At 28.5% G+C, this 21,598-nt stretch carries 17 protein-coding genes; 4 read left to right on the top strand and 13 right to left on the bottom strand.

What is annotated here, in order from left to right:
- The 5 genes from CX675_RS20200 to truA form a co-directional block, all read right to left on the bottom strand.
- Positions 1-683, bottom strand: a 683-nt coding sequence (locus tag CX675_RS20200) for an FAD-dependent oxidoreductase (protein ID WP_240723663.1), incomplete at its 3' end; no start/stop codon positions are given.
- A 172-nt stretch (positions 684-855) separates the two neighbouring features.
- The gene (locus CX675_RS15640; RefSeq protein ID WP_130736193.1) at positions 856-3,186 is read right to left on the bottom strand and encodes a TonB-dependent receptor domain-containing protein; all 2,331 of its coding nucleotides are present in this window, start codon (positions 3,184-3,186) and stop codon (positions 856-858) included.
- Positions 3,187-3,283: 97 nt separating this feature from the next.
- Complete coding sequence (locus CX675_RS15635) at positions 3,284-3,988, bottom strand: response regulator transcription factor (RefSeq protein WP_130736192.1); 705 nt, start codon at positions 3,986-3,988, stop codon at positions 3,284-3,286.
- A gap of 112 nt (positions 3,989-4,100) precedes the next feature.
- Complete coding sequence (locus CX675_RS15630) at positions 4,101-5,849, bottom strand: ABC transporter ATP-binding protein (RefSeq protein WP_130736191.1); 1,749 nt, start codon at positions 5,847-5,849, stop codon at positions 4,101-4,103.
- A 63-nt stretch (positions 5,850-5,912) separates the two neighbouring features.
- Positions 5,913-6,650 carry a tRNA pseudouridine(38-40) synthase TruA gene (truA, locus tag CX675_RS15625; protein WP_130736190.1) on the bottom strand — a complete coding sequence of 246 codons (738 nt, stop codon included), beginning with the start codon at positions 6,648-6,650 and terminating at the stop codon, positions 5,913-5,915.
- A 136-nt stretch (positions 6,651-6,786) separates the two neighbouring features.
- Between truA and CX675_RS15620 the strand changes: the two genes are divergently transcribed.
- On the top strand, positions 6,787-7,281 hold the full coding sequence (locus CX675_RS15620) for a metallophosphoesterase (RefSeq protein WP_130736189.1): 495 nt from the start codon (positions 6,787-6,789) through the stop codon (positions 7,279-7,281).
- Between the two features lie 227 nt (positions 7,282-7,508).
- On the opposite strand, the gene CX675_RS15615 is transcribed toward CX675_RS15620, so the two are convergent.
- Positions 7,509-7,922 (bottom strand): DUF4293 domain-containing protein, encoded by a 414-nt coding sequence (locus CX675_RS15615; protein WP_130736188.1) that lies wholly within the window; start codon positions 7,920-7,922, stop codon positions 7,509-7,511.
- Positions 7,923-8,107: 185 nt separating this feature from the next.
- On the opposite strand from CX675_RS15615, the gene rho reads away from it, so the two are divergent.
- A complete protein-coding gene (gene rho, locus CX675_RS15610; protein WP_130736187.1) occupies positions 8,108-9,862 on the top strand; it encodes a transcription termination factor Rho in 1,755 nt (584 codons plus the stop codon).
- Positions 9,863-9,962: 100 nt separating this feature from the next.
- On the opposite strand, the gene CX675_RS15605 is transcribed toward rho, so the two are convergent.
- Positions 9,963-11,318, bottom strand: coding sequence for a hypothetical protein (locus tag CX675_RS15605; protein WP_130736186.1), 1,356 nt, complete (start codon positions 11,316-11,318; stop codon positions 9,963-9,965).
- A gap of 4 nt (positions 11,319-11,322) precedes the next feature.
- On the bottom strand, positions 11,323-11,814 hold the full coding sequence (locus CX675_RS15600; RefSeq protein ID WP_130736185.1) for a T9SS type A sorting domain-containing protein: 492 nt from the start codon (positions 11,812-11,814) through the stop codon (positions 11,323-11,325).
- Between the two features lie 344 nt (positions 11,815-12,158).
- Here CX675_RS15600 and CX675_RS15595 point away from each other — a divergent pair, with 344 nt between their 5' ends.
- The gene (locus CX675_RS15595; RefSeq protein ID WP_130736184.1) at positions 12,159-12,707 is read left to right on the top strand and encodes a biliverdin-producing heme oxygenase; all 549 of its coding nucleotides are present in this window, start codon (positions 12,159-12,161) and stop codon (positions 12,705-12,707) included.
- Positions 12,708-12,720: 13 nt separating this feature from the next.
- Here the strand turns inward: CX675_RS15595 and CX675_RS15590 are convergent, their stop codons facing one another.
- The 3 genes from CX675_RS15590 to CX675_RS15580 all read right to left on the bottom strand — a co-directional run bounded on the left by CX675_RS15590 (position 12,721) and on the right by CX675_RS15580 (position 16,127).
- Positions 12,721-14,979, bottom strand: coding sequence for an ATP-binding protein (locus CX675_RS15590; protein ID WP_130736183.1), 2,259 nt, complete (start codon positions 14,977-14,979; stop codon positions 12,721-12,723).
- A gap of 28 nt (positions 14,980-15,007) precedes the next feature.
- Positions 15,008-15,460 carry a response regulator gene (locus tag CX675_RS15585; RefSeq protein WP_130736182.1) on the bottom strand — a complete coding sequence of 151 codons (453 nt, stop codon included), beginning with the start codon at positions 15,458-15,460 and terminating at the stop codon, positions 15,008-15,010.
- An 88-nt stretch (positions 15,461-15,548) separates the two neighbouring features.
- Complete coding sequence (locus tag CX675_RS15580) at positions 15,549-16,127, bottom strand: AraC family transcriptional regulator (RefSeq protein ID WP_130736181.1); 579 nt, start codon at positions 16,125-16,127, stop codon at positions 15,549-15,551.
- A gap of 256 nt (positions 16,128-16,383) precedes the next feature.
- On the opposite strand from CX675_RS15580, the gene CX675_RS15575 reads away from it, so the two are divergent.
- The gene (locus CX675_RS15575) at positions 16,384-16,698 is read left to right on the top strand and encodes an HPF/RaiA family ribosome-associated protein (RefSeq protein ID WP_130736180.1); all 315 of its coding nucleotides are present in this window, start codon (positions 16,384-16,386) and stop codon (positions 16,696-16,698) included.
- 76 nt (positions 16,699-16,774) lie between these two features.
- On the opposite strand, the gene CX675_RS15570 is transcribed toward CX675_RS15575, so the two are convergent.
- On the bottom strand, positions 16,775-18,529 hold the full coding sequence (locus tag CX675_RS15570) for a serine hydrolase (RefSeq protein ID WP_130736179.1): 1,755 nt from the start codon (positions 18,527-18,529) through the stop codon (positions 16,775-16,777).
- Between the two features lie 279 nt (positions 18,530-18,808).
- A complete protein-coding gene (clpB, locus tag CX675_RS15565; protein WP_130736178.1) occupies positions 18,809-21,445 on the bottom strand; it encodes an ATP-dependent chaperone ClpB in 2,637 nt (878 codons plus the stop codon).
- Positions 21,446-21,598 lie beyond the last annotated feature (153 nt).

Below are 21,598 nucleotides of genomic sequence, written 5' to 3'. Positions count from 1 at the left end.
TTAATACCTGCTTTTTTCATAGAACGCTCAAATTGTTTTGAGATATCTTCGTCTTCAACAGGAACTACATTTGGCATAAATTCAACAATAGTAACATCGGTACCCATTGCGTTATAAAAATGAGCAAACTCAACACCAATAGCACCAGAACCTACAACAATCATTTTCTGTGGTTGTTCTGGTAAGGTCATGGCTTGTCTGTATCCAATTACTTTTTTACCATCTTGAGGTAAGTTTGGTAATTCTCTTGAACGTGCTCCAGTTGCAATGATGATGTGATCTGCAGTATATTCAGTTACTTTATTATCTTTATCAGTAACTTCTACTTTTTTTCCAGGTTTTACTTTACCAAAACCATCAATAACGTCAATTTTGTTTTTCTTCATTAAGAATTGAACACCTTTGCTCATTCCTTCAGCAACATCTCTTGAACGTTTTACTACTGCATTAAAATCTTTATCAAATTCTCTTACTGTTAAACCATAATCTGAAGCATGTTTAAGATAATCAAAAACTTGTGCTGATTTAAGTAATGCTTTGGTAGGTATACATCCCCAGTTTAAACAAATTCCACCTAAATTTTCTTTTTCTACAACAGCCACTTTAAAACCTAATTGAGAAGCTCTAATAGCTGTTACATATCCTCCAGGACCACTTCCTAAAACAATGATATCGTATTTCATTTTTGTGCTTTTATTTATTATTGTTAAAATACAGTCGCAAATGCTCGTGTCATTTTTGATTTTTATATTAAAAAAGTAATCGTAATTATTATCGTTTGCGAATTTAAGAATTAATTTTTTAAAAGTGGTTAGTAATTTAGCGAATAGTAATTAGATTAAATAGAAATTGTTTTTACCTAATTCTATTTGAATTTTCATCAATAATTTTTTCTTGATAATTCGAATTTTTAATTTTTCCAAATTTATAACGTATTGAAAGGGATATTTCTCTTGTATCAGTATAATAAATTCCTCTAGAAGTTATATTGTTTATTATAATATTTTCATTAAAATTCATATTTCTAAAAATATCATTAAAACTTAAGGTACAATCAAATTTTTTTAGCATTTTTCTAGACAATGCTACGTTCATAATGAATAATGAATTTCTGCTAAATACTCCTTCTTTTCGTTCTGTAAAACCATAACCTATAACAGATAAATCGATTTTTTTTGGTAATTCAAAAATATGATTTGAATAATAATACAAATAAGGTTTCGACTCATTAAAAACAGCAGATTTATCTTCAATTTTGTTATAAATAAAGTTAAAACTGTTATTAGAACTCCAAAAATGGTATTTAAATGGAAGTGTACATTCTAAATTTATACCCGATTCTTTGGCATAGTTAATAGAGTTAAATGCAATTAAGTTAATAGCTGAATCATAGAAAAACGAAAAATTTACAGGATCTTTACTTCGATAGAAACTTAACTTTACAGATTTGTTATTATATTGAAATGTTCCCGAAATTTCATCTGTGATGGTTGGATTTAAATTAATATTTCTTGAAAAAACCAAATAAGGATTTGTATAAATTGATGTTTGGCTTGTTGATGAATAATTGGGTCTTGAAATATTTTTAGCATAATTCAGACTAATTGTTTTAGTGCTATCTATAGTAAATTCAAGTTGTATTTTAGGAAAAAAATTAGTATAATTTTTATCAATCAATAAATGAGTATCTTGAGTATATTTACCTTTAATGATTGTTTTTTCTGTTCGTAAACCAAATAAATAATTTACTTTTTTAAATTTTCCAGATAATTGCGTATAACCCGCAATGTTTTTTTCTTTAAAGTTATATTTAGAATTTTCATTATTATTTGAAATATAATCTATGAGTTCAAAACTGGTATTAGCTTCTGCCGATAAATATAAAGCTCCAGCTTCCCATTTCATTTTATTTTTAAACGATTTTTCTAAATCAATCCTTTCCGAAAACACATTTACTTTGAATTTTTGATTTCGGTTTTGTGTTAAGTCAAATTGAGTGTTATTATAATTGTTTTGGATTATACTATTTGACTTTTGATTGAAATTAGAAAATTGAAAACCAGTAAATAAGTTTGCGTTTAAAGGTTTTATTTTTTTGTTGTAGTTAAGAAATGAATTTAAAAAATTTCTGTTTTCATCGTTATTATTTAATGTTTCAATATTATTTTGAATATTATTTTGATTATGAAAAGTATTCGTAGTGTTTTTATCATAGTCTTTTTGAATTTTTCCATTTAAATTGAATGAAAAGTAATCGTTTTCATTAATTTGATGATAAAGTCCACTACCTAGAATGAATTGACGTCTTTTTGTGTAAGATTCAGCAATAAAATTTGAGGTTATATTGTTGTTTAAAATTTCAAAATCATTTCCTATGCTTTCCCAAGGATTTAATGGATTATAATTAAAATTTGTCTTTATTTCGGTTTTGTTTTTTTTAAAACTTGAATTTATTCCTAAGTAATTATTAAATTTCTTTTTAAACGAAGCAACTTCAGATAGGTTCGTTTCAAATCTATCATTTTTACTTAGTTTTCGCGTAATTAAAATTATCGCTCTACCTTCGGCTTCATATTTAGATGAAGGATTTTTTATAATTTCTATTGACTTAATATCTTCAACAGATATAGCATTTAAATCATTTATTCCTACTCTTTGACTGTCAATGTAAATTAATGGATTTCCTCTGCCAACTATTGAAATGTTTTCCTTATCTCCACTTATTTGAATGTTAGGAAGTTTTGAAAGTAAATCTATTGGATTTGGAATTGCTTTAAAAATAGAATTAGCAACATCTACTTTAATATTTCCGTTTGAATTTGTAAAAGTCTTTTTATTGCCTTTTACTACAATTTCGTTTAGTTTAGTAAAATTAATTTTAGTTAATTCTATTTTTAGAGTTTGATTTTTATTTAAATACACTTTTTGTTCAAATTCTTCAAATTCTTCGCTATTAATAAGAAGCGTATAATTTCCTTCGTTTAACGAAGTGAAGTTTATTAACTTATTAGCAATTGATATTGGTTTAATAATTTGATTTGTTTCTAAATTAAATAAATACACATTACCGTCTTTTATAATTTGATCTTTTGAACCTATAAGTTCGATATTTAGATTAAAATTACTTTGCGAAAGTCCAATTAAGCTGAATAAGAATAATAAAAATGAGATTTTTTTTTTAAACATTTTTCTAATCGATTTTTAATTAATACTTCTGCAAATAAAAAAGAAGCACCTATAAAAGCACTTCTTTTTTAGTATGATTTAAGTACTAATACTAGTACTATTTTTGAAATTTATTAATTAATTCTTTTCTATTAGAAACGTTTAGTTTATTGTAAATGTTGCTGATATGTGTTTTTACAGTGTTTAAACTTATAAAAAGCTCTTCGGCAATTTCTTTATTGCTTTTTCCGTTTAGTATATATTCTTTTATTTTTATTTCTTGATTACTAAGTTCTTCAATAATAGTAGAATTTCTTTTAGATTTTATAACATAAATAGAATAGATAAGAATTAATATTACTATTCCAAAAATGATATTTATAGTTATACTTATATTTTGTTTTTTCTTTAGTTCTATTAAATAATAATTATTTATTTCTTTTTCTAAAAATAAATATTCAATATTATTTAGTTCACTAGCTTTTAATTCATCCAGCAAATGAATATAATATTCAGAATTTAATGATATATCTTTTTGAAGTAATTTTTTGTCATTTAATTCTTTTATGCTCAAAAGCTTAATAGCAAGAGTTTTTAAAGAATCTTTAGAATAGGTTCTAATTTTTTCTAAAAATTCTTCTGTTGTACTTGATTTTATTTCGCTTTTAAATTTTTTAAATTTTTGTTTTTCTTCGTTAATAAATTTACTTTCGTTATTAAAAAATTCTGAATCAGATATTTTTTCTATTAGTACAGATTTGGTATCATTTTGTCCAAATAAATTAATGGTACTAATTAGTAATAAGAAAATATATTTTTTCATTTATATCAAAATAATTAATCTAAAAATTCTCTATAATAATATTATTTTTTAGTGTTTGTCAGTAATGTATTAAATAGAAATTGGCTAGTAAATTAATGGGAAATAAAAACAATTATGCACTAACTGAAAATTGCGATTCGTATAAGTTTTTATAATAGCCATTCTCTAAACGCAATAACTCTGAATGCGATCCAGACTCAACAATTTTTCCTTTATCCATTACAATAATGGTATCTGCTTTCATAATGGTAGCTAATCGATGGGCAATAATAATTGAAGTTCTTCCTTTGGTTATTCTTTCTGTTGCATTTTGTATTAATTCTTCTGAATAACTATCTATAGAAGATGTAGCTTCATCTAGTATTAGAATACTTGGGTTACTTACATAGGCTCTTAAAAAAGCAATTAATTGTCTTTGGCCTGAAGAAAGCATTACACCTCTTTCTTTCACATTGTAATCATAATTATTAGGTAAACTCATGATAAAATCATGTACTCCAATTTTTTTTGCAGATTCAATTACTTGATCTTTTGTAATGCTTGTATCGTAAAGGGTAATGTTATTATAAATAGTATCGGCAAATAAGAAGACATCTTGTAACACAACTGCAATTTGTTTTCGTAAACTTTCTAGAGTATACTCTTTAATATTTGTAGTGTCTACTTCAATACTTCCTGAATCAATTTCGTAAAAACGATTTAATAAATTGATAATGGTAGATTTACCTGCACCAGTACTTCCAACGATAGCAATAGTTGAACCAGATGGAATATTTAAATCAATACCTTTTAACACCTCTTCATTTTTTAAATAGCTAAATCGAACCTCTTTAAAAGAGATAAGCCCTTCAAATCGTTTTGCTTCAATAGTGCCTTTATCTTGAATTTGACTCTCTGTCTCTAGGATTTCAAAAACACGTTCAGCTGCAACTATTCCCATTTGCATAACGTTAAACTTATCGGCAATTTGACGTAATGGGTTGAATAACATGCTAATAAGCATGGTGTACGTAAATAAGTCTCCAAAAGTTGTGGTTGTAGCTCCATCTAAAATTTGCATTCCACCGTACCAAACAATAGCTCCTAATGTTAAAGATGAAACAAAATCGGCAATAGGGAAGAAGATAGAATTATATAAAATGTTTTTTAGCCAAGCTTTGTTATGTTTTTGATTAATCTCTTTGAACTTTTCGTATTCAATTTTTTCTCTATTGAATAATTGTACAATTTTCATACCTGTTAGTCTTTCTTGAACGAAAGTATTTAGGTTAGAAATTTCATTTCGTACTTCATTAAAAGCGACTTTCATTTTCTTTTGAAAAATATTGGTAGCATAAATTAAAATTGGCATTGCTAATAAAACAATTAGCGTAAGCTTCCAGTTCATATAAAGCATTATACCTAAAATAACAATCATTTTTAGAATATCACTTACAATCATAAATAAACCCTGACTGAAAATACTAGCAATAGATTCAATATCTGAAACGGTTCTTGTAACTAGTTTACCAACTGGTTCGTTATCAAAATATTTCATCTTAAACGATGTAATATGTTTGAATAATTTATCTCTAATATCTTTAATAATATCTTGTCCTAACCAGTTTGCCCAATAAGTGAAGAAAAACTGAGCAATGACTTCTAAAAGGAGTACCACTCCCATGATAACAACATAGATTAATAACCCTTCTTTATTGTGGTTTTTTAAATAATCATCTACTGTTTGTTTTAATAAATAAGGACGAGCTGCTGCAAAAATGGATAATAATATTGCCCAAATAATAACCCAATTAAACCTACCTTGGTAAGGTTTTGCGAATTGCATTATTTTTTTTAATGGCTTAGATTTTATATTGTTCATGTATTTTTTAAATTTAAATTGTTGGCTTTGTTAAAGTGTTTTCATGTGATTATTTTGGAAATCCTAATAAATGTAAGGATAGTCCACTTTAACTAAATATAATCCGTGAGCTGGAACAGAAAAACCAGCCTTACTTCTGTTTTTACTTAGAATAATATCATTGAAATCGGAAATTGAAATTTTTCCCAGACCAATGTTTATCATCGTTCCTACAATTGCACGTACCATATTTCTTAAAAAACGGTCGGCTTGTATGGTGAAAATTAATTGATTTCCTTTTTGAACCCAAAAAGCCTGTGTTATTTTACAATTAAATGTGTGAACATCTGTATTCACTTTTGAAAAACATTCAAAATCATGATGTTGAAATAACAATTCACAAGCTTTATTCATGGTATTTATCTCTAACTCTTTTGAAAAATACCAACTCCCATCCTGATTGAAAGCATCTTTAAAAGTATGAATGTAATATTCATAGGTTCTACTAGTGGCATCAAAACGAGCATGTGCTTCATTAGAAACAGTTATAAAATCATATATGACAATATCATTTGGTAAATAAGAGTTTAATTTTTTTGTCCAATAGTTTGTATCTAATGCGGTATCGTAATCAAAATGAGCATACATTTCTTTCGCATGCACACCACTATCTGTTCTACCAGCACCTACAATTTCAATTTTATCTTTTAACAATAAACTTAGCGCTTTATCTAGTGTTTCTTGTATAGAAATAGCGTCGGGTTGTACTTGAAAACCAAAATAATTTTTTCCGTTGTAAGCAAATTTGATAAAATACCTCAAAATCAACTATAATTTTTACAAAGTGGCAAAGTTACAAAAATCATACACCAAAATTAGCTTTATAAATCCCAAACTTTGTTAATAATCAATAAAAAATATTCAACTATCTATATATTGTTTCTTTTACTTTTGTAGTATGACAAAAATTCTACTACTTTCAGATACTCATAGTTATATAGATGAACAAATTATGAAATATGTTCGTCAAGCCGATGAAGTATGGCATGCAGGTGATATAGGCGACTTAATTGTTACAGATACAATAAAAAGAGAGAAACCTTTACGTGCTGTTTTTGGTAATATAGACAACCATGAAGCAAGAAAAGAATTTCCTTTGCACAATCGCTTTTTATGTGAAAAAGTAGATGTTTGGATAACTCATATAGGAGGCTATCCTGGGAAATATAATCTTGATATCAGAGGAGAGATAGTTAAAAATCCACCAAAAATCTTTATTTGTGGTCATTCCCATATTTTAAAAGTTATGCCCGATAAAAAATTAGGATTATTGCACATGAATCCTGGAGCAGTTGGAAAACATGGGTTTCATCAAGTAAGAACTATGCTTCGTTTTGAAATTGATGGAGAAAAAATTCAAAATTTAGAAATAATTGAGTTGGGGAAAAAGTAACAGCTATTGTTTTTATTTTTTGAAGCACAATAGGAGTAGTCTTATTTTAAAATTATCCCGCTATTCGTTATATCTTTTCTTTTTTATAAAAGTAAAAAAAGAAAAGGATGTCACTACTATCGGGGCTAAAATAGACCATAAAAGGAATCAAAAAATAAGTGTCTATAAAAAAAATCCGAATCATTACGATTCGGATTTTAACGCACTAATAAACTAAGATGTTAGGTTTATCGCAATCGATCCACAGATTTTACGAGATCTTCGTCCTTTTTAATTGCTCTATTGGCTAGAACAAGAAAAACGATAGAAATGGCAGGAAGAATCATCCCAATACCCTTCTCAGAAACTTCCGTTTCTCCGGATAAGCTTAGTGTTCGATACACAAAAAATCCTAGTAAAATAAAGTTCAATATGATTGACAATCTGTTTAAAACAAATTGAGTTTGTCTTTTTTTATAGCTAAAAATACTGATTAAAGTTACTAAAGAAGTTAAGCCAAATAAAATCATATATTTCATAGAAGAAGTAAAAAAAACAGGATTATTATTTGTTTCTTCTTTCCATAAGAAAAAAACAAAAGGTAATGCCGCTGTAATGATACAACTTAAAAGAAGATATAATGTTTGAATTCTTTGTAACATTTAATTTATCTTAGCACCGCAAAAATAGATTTTCTTTTTTAAAAAAACTATTGTTTTATTCAATTTTATTCGTAATATTGCATGACACAATCGTAAGTACTTCATTCTACGATTTGTACAATCTCAAAAAAAATCTCATATTTTTTGTTGACCTAAATCTTAAATAATTTATTCATAATATATCCATGTTTGATATTGAAGTATTAAAAGAGATGAAACTCTCTGAATTACAGGAAATTGCTAAAGTTGCTAAAGTAAAAAAATACAGAACATTAAAAAAAGATGAATTAATATACCAAATTCTAGATGTTCAAGCAGCCAATCCTGAAACTATTAAAGTTGAAGATAATTCAACAAAGGAAGAAGTAGAAAAAACAGCTAAGCCAAAAAGAGCTAGAGTTGTAGCTTCGAAAATTGAAAAAAAAGTGCCAGAAACAAAAGTATCTTCAGAGGTAGTAATTGCTGAAAAAGAGAATGAAGAGAATAATGATGTTAAGAAAGAAGCACTTGTTAGCCCAAAGGGAGCAAATACTAAAGTAACAAAAAATGCTAGACCTAGGAAAACAGAAGAAAAAGTTGTAGAAGTTAAAAAAGCTGAAATTCCTGAAAAAGTGCTTAAAAATGAAAGCACAGCTGAAGAATCAAATGCAAAATCAGCTATACCTGCTAAAAATACTATTCCAAATCATAAAGCCAACCAGAATAATCCCAATCATCCAACTTATAAAAAAGCCAACGGTAATGGGAATAGTGGTCAAAATACAAATACTAATCAAGGACAAAATGCCAATCAAAAGAATAATTTCAGAGAACCAGATTATGAGTTTGATGGAATAATAGAGAGTGAAGGTGTTTTAGAAATGATGCCAGATGGTTACGGTTTTTTAAGGTCATCGGATTATAATTATCTAGCTTCTCCAGATGATATTTACTTATCAACTTCACAAATTAGATTATTTGGTTTAAAAACAGGAGATACAGTAAAAGGAGTAGTAAGGCCTCCTAAAGAAGGAGAGAAGTATTTTCCGCTTGTTAGAGTATTAAAGATTAACGGACATGATCCTCAGGTTGTAAGAGACAGAGTTTCTTTTGAGCATTTAACTCCTGTTTTTCCAAAAGAAAAATTCAAATTAGCGGAGCGATCAAGTACTATTTCTACTCGTATTATCGATTTGTTTTCTCCTATTGGAAAAGGACAACGTGGTATGATAGTTGCGCAACCAAAAACAGGTAAAACAATGTTACTTAAAGATGTTGCTAATGCAATTGCAGCGAATCATCCTGAAGTTTATATGATTGTTCTGCTTATAGATGAGCGTCCGGAAGAGGTAACAGATATGCAAAGAAGTGTAAAAGGAGAAGTAGTAGCTTCAACTTTCGATAGAGAACCTCAAGAACATGTTAAAATTGCAAATATTGTATTAGAAAAAGCAAAAAGATTAGTCGAATGTGGGCACGATGTGGTTATTTTATTAGATTCTATTACGCGTTTGGCAAGAGCTTATAACACCGTTCAACCAGCATCAGGAAAAGTGTTGAGTGGTGGTGTTGATGCTAATGCCTTACAAAAGCCTAAGCGTTTCTTTGGAGCTGCTCGTAATGTTGAAAATGGAGGTTCGTTAAGTATTATAGCAACTGCTTTAACAGAAACGGGTTCTAAAATGGATGAAGTTATTTTTGAAGAGTTTAAAGGAACTGGTAATATGGAACTTCAGCTTGATAGAAGAATATCTAATAAACGAATTTTTCCTGCTATTGATTTGGTTTCTTCGAGTACAAGAAGAGATGATTTATTGTTAGATGAAATGACGATACATAGAATGTGGATTTTAAGAAAATATCTTGCAGATATGAATCCTATTGAAGCAATGGAATTTTTAGAAAAGAGAATTAAGACTACTAAAAATAATGAAGAATTTTTGATTTCTATGAATGAATAAAAAAATATTAAGAATACAAAAAAGGCTTTCTAAAATAGAAAGCCTTTTTTAATTCAAACAAAACGTCTGATTAGGATAGACGCTTTGTTAATTTTTTATGTTATTGTCCGTCTGAATTCTTAGTAGCTTTTGATTTAACTTCTAAGTCTTGTAATGCTTTTTGATTTCTTGCGTAAGTCTCAGATTGTTCTTGTCCAGCACCATATAATTCTGGATGTAGATAAGTTCCTTTAAACTCTTTTTCTTTTTCAGGAACAATTCTATTTTCATTTGCAAACTTATCAGCTCTTACAGCTGTTATTTGCCAACTTACTTCTACATTTGGAGTACTAGTTTGAATTACAAATTTATTTCCAGATACTTTTTCTTTAATAATCGCTTGAGCAAAAGAGCCAATTGTTGTTAATTGATATCTGAAATCTTTGTTTGCAGCTTCAAAATAATTAGGTAAAGTTACAGTTACATAACCGTTATTGTCAGTCTTAACATTTCCTGAATAAATATTCATCATGTCTGGTGATTCTACAAAACTGTGAATTAAATATTGATTTTTTGGATTTAATGGGTGGTCAATTTTGAAAGTACCTCCACCTTTTGCAATAGTACCAGTTACTGTTAAGTTTCCAGTTATAGTCATGTCTCCTGTGAAATCTGAGTTTCCATCAACGGTTAATTGATTCGCTGTATTTGTATTGTAGTCATTACTTAAACGTAATCTTCTCATATTAGAAAATCCACTTCTGTTGAAACGAGCAATAGTATCTGGAGTAGGACACCCACCAATTAAATATAAATTATTTAAATTACCATTGTGTTGGAATTTGATACCACATTCTGACGAAGAATAATTAGTGTCTTCTGCGAAATGTAACTCACCAGAATTAACACTGTTGAAATTGTTCATATTACCAATAGCCATTTTTGGAGAACCAGTATTAGTAACATAAAAATTTAAGTTAGAATTGTTTACGTTTGGTCCTACAACCACACTTCCTGTATTGGTATTATTGATATTATTGCCATTTACAGCCCAGTCGGCAGAATTTGCAACTCCTCCAGAGCTTTTAGCAAATAAAGCATAAGGAACACTTAAAAGTTGGCTTGTACCCGATATAGAATAAGAAGTTCCTCCAGTAGGATCCACATCTGTTTTGATATAATAAGAATTAGTAGACCAGTCGATAGTATTAAACGTTCCAGAAACTACACTTCCAGAACCCACTTCAATACTAATTAAACCGTTTGCATTTGTGGTAGGAGTTTGAGTTTCAACATAGACAGCTGTTCCGCTAGCAGAACCTTGAAGGATACTAACTTGTATGCCAATTGGTGCAGAAACAACTAATGCATCTGATGCATCTCTAATTACAGCTTGATAGCTCATTTTTTCAGGTGCCTGAGCTAACATTGATAAAGAAAAGAATAATGTAGCTAATAATGTGTAAATTTTTTTCATATTGTTATTTTTTGATTATTTTGAATGTTTTTATGTCTGTATTTTGATTTTTGATTTTCAAGAAGTAAATAGCAGATGGAAGTGATGCAACTTGGATGTTAGTCTCACTGGCAATATTTTTCTCTTGTATTAAAACTCTACCATTACTATCAATTAATTCATAATCTAGGGAAGTGTCTCCTAAATTTGACATGTTAATTGTTAATACATCTGTAGAAGGATTTGGAAAAATTTTTAAATCTTTCACTAAATCTGAAAAATCTACTGAAGATAATACTTCTGAAATCTCGTAAGGTTGTTGCACACCTTGCGCGACCGAACCACTTGTGTCAAAATTGGTAGTATATACAACCTGACCTACGGAATAGGAAATAGAACCATTACCAGCAGAAATAATAGTGTTTCCTGAGCTGTTAATAGAGTTTTGACTAAAAGAGTTGTTAATACCAATTGAAGACACAATAATTACTAAGAAGAGTAGTTTGTTTTTTCTCATAATAATTGCTTTTTAAATTTAAATTTACTGTTAAATTAACATAATTTTTTATCAAATAAAAATTATTTTAAGAAAAATTCAAATTATTACTATTGAAATTGAACCAAATATAAATAGATACAGTAAGCACAATAGGATTTCTAATTTGTATTTTTCTAAGAATCTCATATATTTTTTATTTATTTCAAAAGTAATAACATGTTTTCATTTCTATATAGGTATAAATACCTGTTTTTCAATTTGAAACTATTTTTTGTGTTATTTTCTTACTGTTTATATGATAACATATAGGTATTCTAAGGTTTTTTGCAGTAACTTTGAGTATTAATTTTTAAAATAGTACCTTGATAACTAGAATAAAGGAAGAAACAAAATTATTTCATACAGAGGTTGAAAAAGTTTTGGTGAAAGAATTGAAGGCTTTACAAACACAAGAGGAATATGCAACATTACTTTTAAAATTGTATGGGTTTTATTTTTCGGTTGAAAATAAATTGCAGGATAACATTGAAGAATCGATAATGCCAGATATAAAAATAAGAAAACATATATCTCATTTAGAGAAAGACTTAATGCTGATGGGAGTTTCTTTTTTACCTATCAATAATGAATTTTCTAAGAAGATAACATCTCTTTCTTATGCATTAGGTGTTTTGTATGTTATTGAAGGTTCAACTTTAGGAGGTCAAATTATTGTTTCTATGATAATGAAGCAACTAGATTTAAAAGATAAAACGTTATTGTCATATTTTAACTCTTACGATGCTAAAACACAAGACATGTGGGGTGCTTTTAAGGATAATGTTGAAAATTCTTCGTATAGTATAGATGGAGATGTAATGCTTCAAGGAGCAAAAGATACCTTTATAGCATTGAAACATTGGTTACAATAAAATTTAAAAAAAATTAAAGTTTAGGAAAATACATTTTAATAGTAACTCCGCTATTTGGTTTTCCCTCTGCGCTAATAAAACCATTGTGTTTTGTCATTATTTTTTTGCAAAGCGCTAAACCAATACCTGAACCTGAATAGTCATTTTTATTATTTAACCTAGAAAATATTTTAAAGACTTTTTCATTGTATTCTTTATCAAAACCGATACCATTATCTGTTATTTCAATTTTATAATAATTGCCAGATTTTAATATAACATCCTCATAATCTACTGTTTCTTCAATGGTAATAATTGGATTTCGCAGTGGAGATTTAAATTTTAAAGAATTATAAATTATGTTAGAAAACAATTGTTTTAATAAGAAACGAGTTCCTTGAATGTGAGGTAAGCTCTTAATTTCAAGTGTTGCCTTATTGTCTTGTAGATTGTCTTTTAATTCTTCTTGTAACTCATTAAAAAGGAGATTTAAATCCACTTTTTCTAAACTGGTACTCTGATTATTTGTTTTAGTATATTTTAAAATATCATTAATCAAAACCTGCATGCGTTCTGCAGAATTTTGCATTTTTACAATTTTTACTTGTACATCTTCGGGTAATGTTTCTACTTCATCACTACCCACCAGCATAGAGGCCATCATTCTTATTTTTCGAAGCGGTTCTTGTAAATCATGAGTGCTAATCCAATTTATGTTTTCTAATTCGGCATTAGTTTCTTTAAGAATTTCACTTAATATTTTTTGATTTTCTTTTTCTTCATTTAAAAGAATAGAACGTAAATGAATTTGAAAAAAATTGAAAAAATTTAAACTAGCCGTGATTTCAGATTTAAGCCAAGGACGACTACTATCTTTTACGCTCTCAGTAAATTTCTCAAAAGATTTTCTCGGAGACAAACCGTTTTTATCTTTTTCGATTGATTTTTTGGGATCTCCAGCCCAATTAATATCAGTTATGGTTTGTTTACGATACCAAATTAAACAATCTTGATCGTTACCTAGTGAATAATAAATGATACCAGGAAATTCATTGGCTATAAAAGACAAATTTGATGTAGTTCTAGCTAAAGAATGTGTCCAAAAAGTTCCATTTTCACTATAATGTAAAAGAGAATTACTTATTCTTTTTATATCTTCTTTTGCTGGAGTTGCTCCAAAAGTATAAACTTTATCTTCAATCAAGGCTGAAACACCAATACTATTGCATAAACTTATGATGGCACTGTCTTTAAACAAATCTTCCATTGAACTTCTATCAAGTGTTAGTTTTTTTGAAACTAAACTTTCAACAGCTAAACTTGTTTTTCGAGCAATTTCGTATTCTTCATTTAATAATCGTACATCGATTTGTGAAGTAATAAAATGACCGTGAAGTTTTACAGTATTTCTTATTTCCTGACTTAAATATTTTGCAGAATAATGATGACAAGTAATTAGTCCCCATAATTTTCCTTTATGAAGTAACGAAATAGTGAGTGTAGCACCTACACCCATATTATGTAAATACTGAATATGAATAGGAGAGACACTTCTTAAAACAGATAAACTCATATCGAGTGTGTCTAAATTGCTTTCGTTAAAAGTATATAAAGGAATAGGTTTGTAATTTACGTCACCTATAATTCTTAAATGATTTTTTATATATAATTCTCTCGCTTGAGCAGGAATATCGGTGTGTGGGTAATGCAAACCTAAAAATGACTCTAAATGTTCTTCTTTGCTTTCGGCAATTACTTCTCCATTATATTCTGCATCAAATCGGTAAATCATTACACGATCATAATTTGTAATTTTCTTAATTGTAATAGCAACAGCATTGGCTAACTCTTTAAGAGTAAAGCTATCTTCAATATAACTTAATAATTGCTTAGAAGAATTGTAAAGTTTGTTTCCTTCATTAAATTGGTTTTCGGTAAGTTCTGCTTCAATTATAATTTCTGTTTTAGATGCATGTATACTAATGGAGAATAATTTCTCTTCAATTGAAAAATTAAAGACTTTTGTTGGGCTAGTTGCATCTGTTTTAAAGTGACGAACTTCTTCTAAAAAGGGATTATTGAATAATAGCCCAATTTTTTTTCCTAAAACTTGTTCGTAAGATATATTGAGATACTCATTTATATTTTCGCTACAAACAGTAACTATTTCTGTTGTTGCATTTATAGCTAATAAAAAACCATGCGATTGAATTAAACCAGGAATATGAATAGGTTCGTCTTCGCAATTTTGTAAATTAACAATATCTCTATTAACAATATCTTTAAAAATCATGGGAATAACAGTTGCTGATGAAAAAGGTTTAATTAACTATTTTATTAAAAAGGAAATTATCATAATCTGCTTTATGCTCTTGCCAGTTGATCTCAGCTACATTAATAATCATCTTAATTAAATCATTAAAATTATAGGGTTTAACGGCATAGAAATTTGCTCCAAGATTATGGCTTAATAAAATATTTTCATCATCTGAACTTGTAGAATAAATAATAACAGGAATTTCTTTAATTTCTGGTTCGCTTCGAATTTCTTCTAAAAATTGAAATCCAGATTTTCTAGGCATATTCAAATCTAAGAAAACAACGCTATTGTTGATTCTATTTTTTTTAATTCCATCGAGAAGGTATTCTCCGTTTTTATGTATGTGAAGAGTGATTGCTTTTTCAGCTTTTTTAGATATTGCCACTACAGCATCATTGAAAAACATTAAATCATCATCATCATCATCTGCATAAAAAATATTAATTTCACTCATTTGTTTATTTGGTTTTTATACACAAAAATAATTCTTTTTTCTTTCAAAAACTTTAAAATTTTAGTCAGAAATTTATGGATTTTATGGATTATTTTTTCTTTAAATCTTTTGTTAAACTTTGAATAGCCTTACGTCTTTTTTCTTTTAACTTTTTATAGTAAGAAGGGCTAAAACCGGTTATTTTTTTAAATTGTGCTGAAAATGCAGATAAATTACTGAAATTTAGTTTAGTAGCTATTTCAGTAAAATTATATTCTTCAAATAAAATCAACTCTTTTGCCTTTTCAATTTTAATTAAGTTAATATAATGAATAATAGTACATGATGTTACTTCTGAAAAAGCATTGGATAAATAACTATAATCTTTATCTAATTTTTTACTTAAATAATCAGAAATATTAACTTTAATGTTTGCTTCTTCTTCAATATATTCTTGGCAAAGATGTTTTATTTTCTCAATTAAAATACCACCCTTACTTTCAACAACTTCTAATCCTACTTTTTTTATAATTTGATTGAACTCTTGTTTTTTCTCAGAATTGATCTCTTCTTTAATTTCTGCTATACCTAATTCAACTTTTACAGGATGAAGGTCTAATTCTTCAAGAGCATCTTTAACGACAACTTTACAGCTTTCACAAGCCATATTTCTAATAAAAATCTTCATTATATAAGTACTAATAATTTTGAATCTAATATAGTTAAATTTTTATTGCAAACTACTTTTGTGTTAAAAACAAAAGTAGTCTTATTCTTACGATTAGTTATGTTTGCTTTTTTTATTATTGAAACTAATTGTTTGTTAGTTAGTTATGTTTCTAATGGTTTTTTGGCTATTATTTATTTTCCTAAACTTATATTAAAATGCTTGTTTTGTTAATTTTTCAGATGTAATTTTAAAGAAACAAATAAAAAATTTTACTATGCAAATACAAATTAATACAGACAAGAACATTGAAGGAAACGAAAGATTAGTTTCTTTTTATTCATCAGAAATAAGAGAAGAATTTGCTCATTTTGATGATAAAATTACAAGGGTAGAAGTTCATTTTAAAGATGAGAACAGCGATAAAGTAAGTAAAAATGATAAAAAATGCCTGCTTGAAGTTAGAATAGCCAAAAAAGAACCTATTGTTGTAACCGAGCATGGAGATACCATTGAAAAAGCTTTTTCTGGTGCTGTAACAAAAATGAAACGTCTTTTAATAAGTACTTTTGAAAAAATGCATCAACATTAAAATATTTTGTTTTATAAAAAAAGAACCCAATTAATTTTTGTTAATTGGGTTTTCTATTAAAAAAGATGAGTTTTCTTTATTTTCTTTCGGTATAGGGAATATAATTTTCCCATTCATATGGTGTAAAAGTATCTTTTATGCTCATCTCTAAAATTTCTTTGAAGATACTTTCGCTGTTATCGCTATTTGTCATTATCATAATTCCTATTTTTGCTTTTGGAAATAAAATAGAGTAGTGCTGAAAACCACCACCATGACCTTCTTTAAACATTCCTGGTCCGTAAGGTGTTTGAAAAACACCCCATCCTAAACCGTAGCTTAAAGCTATATGATTGTATTTATTTGTTTCAATTTTCGATTCTTCTCCAAATTGCATTTGTGATTTAATTCTTATTTGTGGTTTTATTATTTCTTTCCAAGAACTAGGTGTTAAGATTTTGCGTTGTAAAACTGCTGTTAGAAATTGAGTATAATCTGAAGCAGTGGTTTCTAAAGTTCCGCCTCCGCGAGGTTCATTATCAGTATCTTTGATGTTTCTTTTGCCATCTGAGGTATATCCATATGCAAAATCAGATTCAAATTCTTTTTTCCAATGATAACTAGAACGACTCATTTTTAAAGGCTTAAAAATGAGTTCCTGCGCTAATTCTTCTAATCCTTTACCCGTTAATTTCTCTAAAACAACTTGCAAAAAAATAAAGCCTTCACCAGAATAACTATATTGCGATCCAGGTTCAAAATTAACATGTAACTGTTGGTCTTTTTCAAACCATCTGTAATTAGCAAAACCTGTTGTATGTGATAAGCACATTCGAGCTGTAATTTTTTCATATAAACTATCCTTCTTTAAAGAAGAAAAATCATCATGCCATCTTGTTTGAGGTTTGTATTCATATATTTTTTTTGGTAAATATGATACCAAAGGAGTATCTAAATCGATTAGTTTCTCTTCCACAAGTTTCATAACAAGAACACTAAAAATGGCTTTACTGAAAGAAGCACCATATATATTTGTATTAGATTCTAAAGGGAGTTTTTTTTCTGATTCTTTGTATCCAAATGTTTTTTGATAGACACTTTTATTGTTATTAAAAATGGTTATTGCCATGCCTTCTACATTTGCAGCCTGCATTAATTGATTAATTCTGGAAGTTAATTCTTGACTGGAAACGGTAGAATTATCTAATCTTTCAATGTTTTGAGAATGCATTGTCGTAGGAAAAACAAAAAATAATAAACCACTAATTACTGCTATTATGTTTGTTGTTTTTTTGATCTTTAAAAAAGGGAAAGATAAAGGGTAGTAACAGGTTTGGGAAGTAATTGTTTTTAAGATATTTACAAATGAGATAATAACACTAAAAGGAATAACGGCTATAAAGAAAAAGAATCCCCAGCCTTCAATAGTTAATAAAGTTATAAAAGAAAGAATATATAAAAGTGTCATGTTAATTTGAAAATTAATTACTTTTCTTCCTTGTACATCATATATTGTATTGTCTTCTCTTTTGTGAATCCATAAGAATAATGGGAATAAAATATTGCATAAAGGTAGTATTAAGCCAAGAATAGGTGTTCCATGCAGTAAAAGGAGCCATTTTATTTGCATGTTTTCTTCTTTTGGATTTTCTAAAGGAATTAAATCTTCTACTTCAATATGTAAAGCTATAGCCAAAAGTTTTATCGTCTGTAAATGAGGGGTAACTTCGCCCTTTTCAATTCTTTGAATTGTTCTAACTGTAACTTGTGTTTTTTCTGATAATTCTTCTTGAGTATAGCCTTTTAATTTTCTTTGGTATACCAAATTTTTTGAAATTGTTTGTGTTTCCATAATATTGTTTTTTTATTGGTACAAAGCTATGGACGCTATGCTTACTTTATAACGACATTTAGGTGTCACCTAGCTGTCATTTATTGAATTTAAAGGCTTTTTACAAATGAAACCAGTAGGTTTTCAAAGATATAAAAATCAGATGGTATTTTTATGTTATATTAATTTACTGATGAAAAGTTGTCTTTATATAAGAAAAGCACCTTACATTTTATAATGTAAAGTGCTTTTCATTAACTAACCAATCTAACTAAAAACTCTTCTGTTTTTTATCTTTTTTTATTGATTTCTAAAAACTAATTTTCCATCAAAACTATCTAATAAGATAACACTATCGTTGGTAACATGTCCTGCTAAAATTTCTTTTGAGAGTTGGTTTAAAACTTCTCTTTGGATGACTCTTTTTACAGGTCTGGCACCAAATTCAGCATCATATCCTTTCATTGCTAAATAATCGATAGCTTCTGGTGTAGCATCCATAGTAATATTTTGATGCGCTAACATTTTAGTTAAGCTTTTTAATTGTAAGCTTACAATTTGTCTAATATTATTTTCTGATAAAGGTGTAAACATTACTATTTCATCAATTCTATTGATAAATTCTGGTCTAACCGTTTGTTTTAATAATCCTAAAACTTCTACTTTGGCTGCTTCTGTAGCGGCTTCGATATTTCCTTTTAAGTTGTCAAACTTTTCTTGTATAATATGACTTCCCATATTTGAAGTCATAATTATAATCGTATTTTTAAAATCGGCTAAGCGTCCTTTATTATCGGTTAAACGGCCTTCATCTAGTACTTGTAATAAAATATTAAAAGTATCTGGATGTGCTTTTTCAATTTCATCTAATAACACAACAGAATATGGCTTTCTTCTTACCGCTTCTGTAAGTTGTCCGCCTTCATCATAGCCTACATAACCTGGAGGTGCACCTACTAAGCGACTTACGCTGTGACGTTCTTGATATTCACTCATGTCGATACGAGTAATCGCATTTTCATCGTCAAAAAGATATTCTGCTAATGCTTTGGCTAATTCGGTTTTACCAACACCTGTTGTTCCTAAAAACAGGAAAGAACCCAAAGGTTTTTTAGTGTCTTGTAAACCAGCGCGACTTCGTCTTACAGCATCACTGATAGCTTCAATTGCTTCTTCTTGGCCTACCACGCGTTTGTGTAATTCATCTTCTAAATGCAATAATTTTTCTCTATCACTTTGCAACATTTTGGTAACAGGAATTCCTGTCCATTTTGCTACTACTTCAGCAATATCTTCATGGGTTACTTCTTCTTTAATTAATGAAGTGCCAGATTGATTTTCTTCTAATTCTTTTTGTAAAGTATCAAGTTTTTCTTGTGCTTCTTTAATTTTTCCATAACGAATTTCAGCCACTTTTCCATAATCACCATCTCTTTCCGCTCTTTCTGCTTCTCCTTTATAATCTTCAATTTCTTGTTTTATAGTTTGAATATTATCTACCACTTCTTTTTCTGACTTCCATTTAGCAAAAATTTCGTTGCGTTCTTCTTTTAAATTGGCTAATTCTAAACCTAAACTTTTTAATTTAATTTCATCATTTTGTCTCACACTACTGTTTTTTTCATAAGTGTTCGACGAATATTCTATTTCTCTTTTAATCGCTTCAATTTCAATTTCTAATTGCATTATTTTGCGATCTAATACGTCTAATTCTTCAGGTTTAGAATTAATTTCCATTCTTAATTTTGACGCTGCTTCATCCATTAAATCGATAGCTTTATCAGGTAAAAAACGATTGGTAATGTAACGTTGTGATAATTCCACTGCAGCAATGATAGCATCGTCTTTTATACGCACTTTATGATGTGTTTCATATTTTTCTTTAATACCTCTCAATATAGAAATGGCACTTTCTGTATCAGGTTCATCTACATTTACTTTTTGAAAACGACGTTCTAAGGCTTTATCTTTTTCAAAGTATTTTTGGTATTCATCTAATGTAGTTGCTCCAATAGCTCTTAATTCTCCACGAGCTAAAGCTGGTTTTAAAATATTGGCAGCATCCATCGCACCTTCACCACCACCAGCTCCTACTAGAGTGTGAATTTCGTCTATAAAAAGAACGATATCTCCTTCTGCTGAAGTTACTTCTTTTACCACAGATTTTAAACGTTCTTCAAATTCTCCTTTATATTTTGCACCAGCAATTAAGGCACCCATATCTAAAGAATAAATTATTTTATCTTTTAGATTTTCTGGTACATCTCCATCCACAATACGATGTGCTAATCCTTCAGCTATGGCTGTTTTACCTACACCAGGCTCACCAATGAGCATTGGGTTATTTTTTGTTCTACGTGTTAAAATTTGTAATACGCGTCTAATTTCTTCATCTCTGCCAATAACGGGATCTAATTTTCCATTTTTGGCTAACTCACATAAGTTTTTAGCATATTTGTTTAAGGCATTATATGTTTCTTCAGCGGAAGCAGAAGTAACACGTTCTCCTTTTCTTAGTTCTGTAATAGCGCTTTCTAATTCTTTTTCGGTTACCCCTTGATCTTTTAAAATTTGGGCAACTTTACTTTTAGATTTGAAAATAGCTAAGATTAAGTGTTCTATAGATACAAATTCATCGTTCATTTTCTTAGCAATGATAGATGCTTCACTTAATGTGTTGGCAGCTTCACGAGAAAGCATAATATCTCCACCAGATACTTTTGCAAAACTTTGAATAGTGCTATCTAATACTTTTTTAAATAATTCAACGTTTATATTAAGTTTTTTTAGTAGAAATGGAGTTACATTTTCATCTACTTCTAGAATACCTTTAAAGATGTGTTCGTTCTCTATTTGTTGATGCCCTAAACCTTGCGCAATTTGTTGTGCGTGTTGAATGGCTTCTTGTGATTTGATTGTATAATTATTAAAATTCATATTTTTTTATTTCTAGTATTGTTGTTTTATTCAGATGTAGTCAATTTGTATTCCAATGTTTGTTTTATGACAAAATGACTGCTTTTTGAATGTTTACTACATAGAAAAACCTTTAAAACAAGTCAAAAAGTCTTTTTTACTACAAAAATGACT

Origin of the sequence: Flavobacterium sp. J27, assembly GCF_004303025.1 — a bacterium.
In the GTDB taxonomy this organism is placed as follows: Bacteria; Bacteroidota; Bacteroidia; order Flavobacteriales; family Flavobacteriaceae; genus Flavobacterium.
Note: the sequence above shows the minus strand (reverse complement) of the source record. Positions and strands in the feature narration are given on the sequence as shown.